This window comes from Desulfitobacterium sp. (assembly GCF_982384815.1).
In genome coordinates this window covers 1-3,711 of the sequence record NZ_CEVWNY010000169.1, presented here as the reverse complement: position 1 = coordinate 3,711, position 3,711 = coordinate 1, and the positions used below count along the sequence as shown (strand labels likewise).

The window sequence follows — 3,711 nt, the reverse complement described above, 5'->3', positions numbered from 1 at the left end:
CCTTGGTTGCCGGCAAAAACCGGGTTCCCAGCCCCGCTGCGGGTATAATTGCTTTTTTGATTTGTCTCATACTCAACCCCCTCTACTCCTTTAAGAATATTTTCTTCTAATCGACAATACAAAATCAATTATAGCTAATTTTAAATTTTTTGTATATATTATCCAAAACACTAATGGTTGCAATCGTCGTTATGTAAAAAGCGTTAGGTTTTCCCTAACGCCTTAGATCAGATCCTTCGCGCATGCTCAGTAAGGAATCTGAAACACGGTACCTGTCCCTCTGTTTCAGATTATTTCTTGGGCTTTTCCAAAACTTCGTCAATGAGACCATATTCCTTTGCTTCCTCGGCAGTCATATAGCGATCCCGGTCTGTGTCGGCTTCGACCCGCTCAATGGACTGGCCGGTACGCTCGGCTAAAATGCGATTCATCCGCTCTTTAACCCGGAGCAAATGCTTGGCATGGATTTCGATTTCGGTAGCTTGGCCGGAAATGCCGCCACCGGCAATTAGCGGCTGGTGAATGAGAATTTCCGCATTGGGGAGGGCTGTGCGCTTGCCTTTGGCGCCGGCAGTTAAGAGGAAGGCCCCCATGCTTGCGGCCAGACCTACACAAATGGTGTGGACATCGGGACGAATATACTGCATGGTATCATAAATTGCCGTACCGGCAGAAATAGAACCTCCCGGGCTATTGATGTATAAGAAAATATCCTTTTCCGGATCTTCGGCTTCTAAGAAAAGCATCTGGGCAACGACTAAATTCGCTACATCATCTGTAACCGGTCCGCCTAAAAAGATAATGCGGTCTTTGAGAAGTCTGGAATAAATATCATAGGAACGTTCTCCACGGTTGGTTTGTTCAATGACCATTGGTACTAAATAGCTCATTATGAATCCCCCTTGTATTCATTAAAATCTTATTAATTGTCTTATATATCCTTTCCCGATACTCCTATTTTAGTACAAAGGTCAATAAAGGTCAAATATAAATTACCGACAATTTATCACAACTGATCGGCAAGGGTGCCTAAATTATTTCCGACCTTTCTTACCCCTTCGACCATGCCCGCAATATTCTGAGTATGTACAGCCTGATCTAGATTTATTTTACCGCTTTGAGTCACTTCTTCGGCCACAGCCTCCATGGTTTCCCGAAAGTCTTGCAGAATACGCTGAATGTCATTGGCCGAACGGTTGCTATCTTCCGCTAACTTCCGCACTTCTTCTGCAACCACTTGAAAGCCCCGCCCATGCTCCCCGGCCCGGGCAGCTTCGATAGCCGCATTTAGGCCTAAGAGGTTCGTTTGCTTAGCGACCCGCCGGATAAAATCAAGAATTTCCACGGTAGCCTTGACCTGCTCATGTCCTCTCTGTGCTTTCCCTGCAACCGACTGACTAATGGAAGCTACCTCCTGTGAAGAAGCCACCATTTCCTCAATGGCATTAGCCGCTTGATCAATAGATACTGCCAGATTCAGGACTTGGTCACGTATGGTCAGCTTGATTTCCTCGTCCCGAAGGGTGGTAACCACCATACCGGCGGCAACCTTAGCAATGGGGGTAATGATCGCCAAGGGACCGGCAATGCCAAAACTGCCGATCTTCATTCCGTTGTGCTTAATGGCGAGACTAAAGCCCTCCTTCATAGCCCCACCTGATCTTTCGGCATCCTCGGGTGTGACTACGGCGGTATCCTCATTACCGGTAAGAATTCGTTTGCTTCCCCCATGAACAACGCCGATTCTGGTTTTAGCCGAATCGGCGATGATATGGGCTGTTTCATCACATACTATACTATGATAACCGCTTTGCTCATAAATGAATTCAACAATGCGGTTGGCGACCGCCGCAGTTATTTTCATGGTCATTAACCCCCCTAATTCTCTAGGAAAAGATCCTTTGCATCCGCTCCGGATGTCTCGTTAGGACTTTGTCCGCTCCGCGAGCCTGATCGCGAAAACCCTTAATAAATTTCTTATAATTATTCTCTAGGCACCAAAATATTCCTCTTTGCTTGTAATTAAAAAATGTTTTGGCAGAGTTATATTGACTAAGCAGTGCAAACGAATGTCTGCACTGCTCTTTCATTATCTTTATATTTTTGCACCTTAGCGTAACCCTTGCTTGGCTCCTTTACTGCCTGCTTTATAGGATTCAGCAAGAATCTGGACCGTATGGAGAACATCTTCCTTCAAACCGGCATTTTCAACACCACTGGCCAGCTGCAGTCGGCATGCGGGGCAGCCGGTAACTACGGTGTCGGTGTTGGTTTGAGCTATATCGGCGATTTTTCTGTCGGAGATCTGCCCGGAAAGGTCGGGATGCACGAGGCAGAAGGACCCAGCCATACCGCAGCAACGATCGGGCTTTTTCATCTCCACGAACTTTAGGCCGGGAATAGAATTAAGGATCTCCCGCGGCTCTTTGTTGACCCCTTGACCACGGTTCAAGTGGCAGGGATCATGGTAGGTGATCTTACGCTTAACCGGCCCTAAGCCCTCTCGCTTATAAGGAACCTTATGAATGAGGAACTCGGAGATATCATAGGTGCGGGCCGCCCATTTGTCGGCTAAAGCTTTCATTTCCGGTTCGTCTTCGAAAAGCTGCGGGAAGGTATGCTTCCAAGCTTCTCCGCAAGAAGAACAGTTAGAGATAACCACATCCGGATTCATTTTTTCGAAAGCCAGTAAATTTCGGCGGCCGCAAACCTTCGCGGATTCCACATCACCGTTGACCGCAGCAGGGGTTCCGCAGCAGCCCTGATCTTTCGGTACAATGATCTCACAATCGTTTTCTTTTAAGACATCGACAACGGCTTTACCCATATCGGTGTAGAAGTAATTGGTCATGCAACCGATATAGTAACCTACTTTCATTTTTGGATTATCAACTTTAATGACTTCCGGAAGTTCGTCCTTCAAAGGGCGTTTAGCCAGGTTGGGGAAAACCTTTTCTTTACCGATACCGATGTCAATCCGAAGACGGGCACCTTTGTCACTGCCGTGAATGCGTTTCATGACCAGGCCTTGGAAGGTACTTCCCATTTTCATACCAAAATCAAAAAGGCGATAAGCCTTAATGGTGTTGAAGGCAATTTTTTTAATTGGATGCAAGCCTTTTTTTCGGACGGCTTCGGCCCGAGCTGCCAGTATGATCTTATCAAAACGAACTCCACAAGGACATATTTTATTGCAGGCCATACAGGTGGTGCAGAGGGATAAACGATCAGCAATCCCTTCGGTAAGCTCAACTTCACCGTTCATGACCATCTGGACCAAGCTGATTTTGCCCCGGGCCACCGAGACCTCCCGGCGGTTTTCATTATAGATGGGGCAAACTTCTTGGCAGTTTCCGCATTTCATACATTTATTTAACTCGTCACGGATGGAGTCAAGTGAACTATAAATACTCACCTTAGTCCCTCCTCACCATTTTACCAGGGTTGATACGATAGTCGGGATCACAAGCTTCTTTGATATCCCGGAGGAGTTTTACCCCTGCTTCTCCGAATTCTAAGGGCAGAAACTTAGCTTTTGCCATGCCGATGCCGTGTTCTCCAGAAAGGGTACCGCCTAAGGACACTGCCACTTCAAAGATTTCTTCGACAGCCTTTTCCACCCGTGCCATTTCTTCCTTATTGCTTTCATCGGTCAAAATGGTCGGATGAAGGTTACCATCCCCGGCATGACCAAAGGTACCGATCAAGAGG

Annotated in this window: 4 protein-coding genes; all 4 read right to left on the bottom strand. The window is 46.9% G+C overall.

What is annotated here, in order from left to right:
- Positions 1 to 290: 290 nt before the first annotated feature.
- Positions 291 to 890: an ATP-dependent Clp endopeptidase proteolytic subunit ClpP gene (gene clpP / locus AC1U9U_RS15650; RefSeq protein ID WP_479961484.1), complete on the bottom strand. Its 600-nt coding sequence runs from the start codon at positions 888 to 890 to the stop codon at positions 291 to 293.
- A gap of 116 nt (positions 891 to 1,006) precedes the next feature.
- Complete coding sequence (locus tag AC1U9U_RS15645; protein ID WP_479961483.1) at positions 1,007 to 1,864, bottom strand: methyl-accepting chemotaxis protein; 858 nt, start codon at positions 1,862 to 1,864, stop codon at positions 1,007 to 1,009.
- Positions 1,865 to 2,110: 246 nt separating this feature from the next.
- The gene (locus AC1U9U_RS15640) at positions 2,111 to 3,415 is read right to left on the bottom strand and encodes a (Fe-S)-binding protein (protein ID WP_479961482.1); all 1,305 of its coding nucleotides are present in this window, start codon (positions 3,413 to 3,415) and stop codon (positions 2,111 to 2,113) included.
- A 1-nt stretch (position 3,416) separates the two neighbouring features.
- A partial coding sequence (locus AC1U9U_RS15635; RefSeq protein ID WP_479961481.1) for an FAD-linked oxidase C-terminal domain-containing protein occupies positions 3,417 to 3,711 on the bottom strand: 295 nt, incomplete at its 5' end.

Coding starts and splice junctions, on each gene's coding strand:
- clpP (WP_479961484.1), bottom strand. CDS start 890: ATGAGCTATTTAGTACCAATGGTCATTGAACAAACCAACCGTGGAGAA.
- AC1U9U_RS15645 (WP_479961483.1), bottom strand. CDS start 1,864: ATGAAAATAACTGCGGCGGTCGCCAACCGCATTGTTGAATTCATTTAT.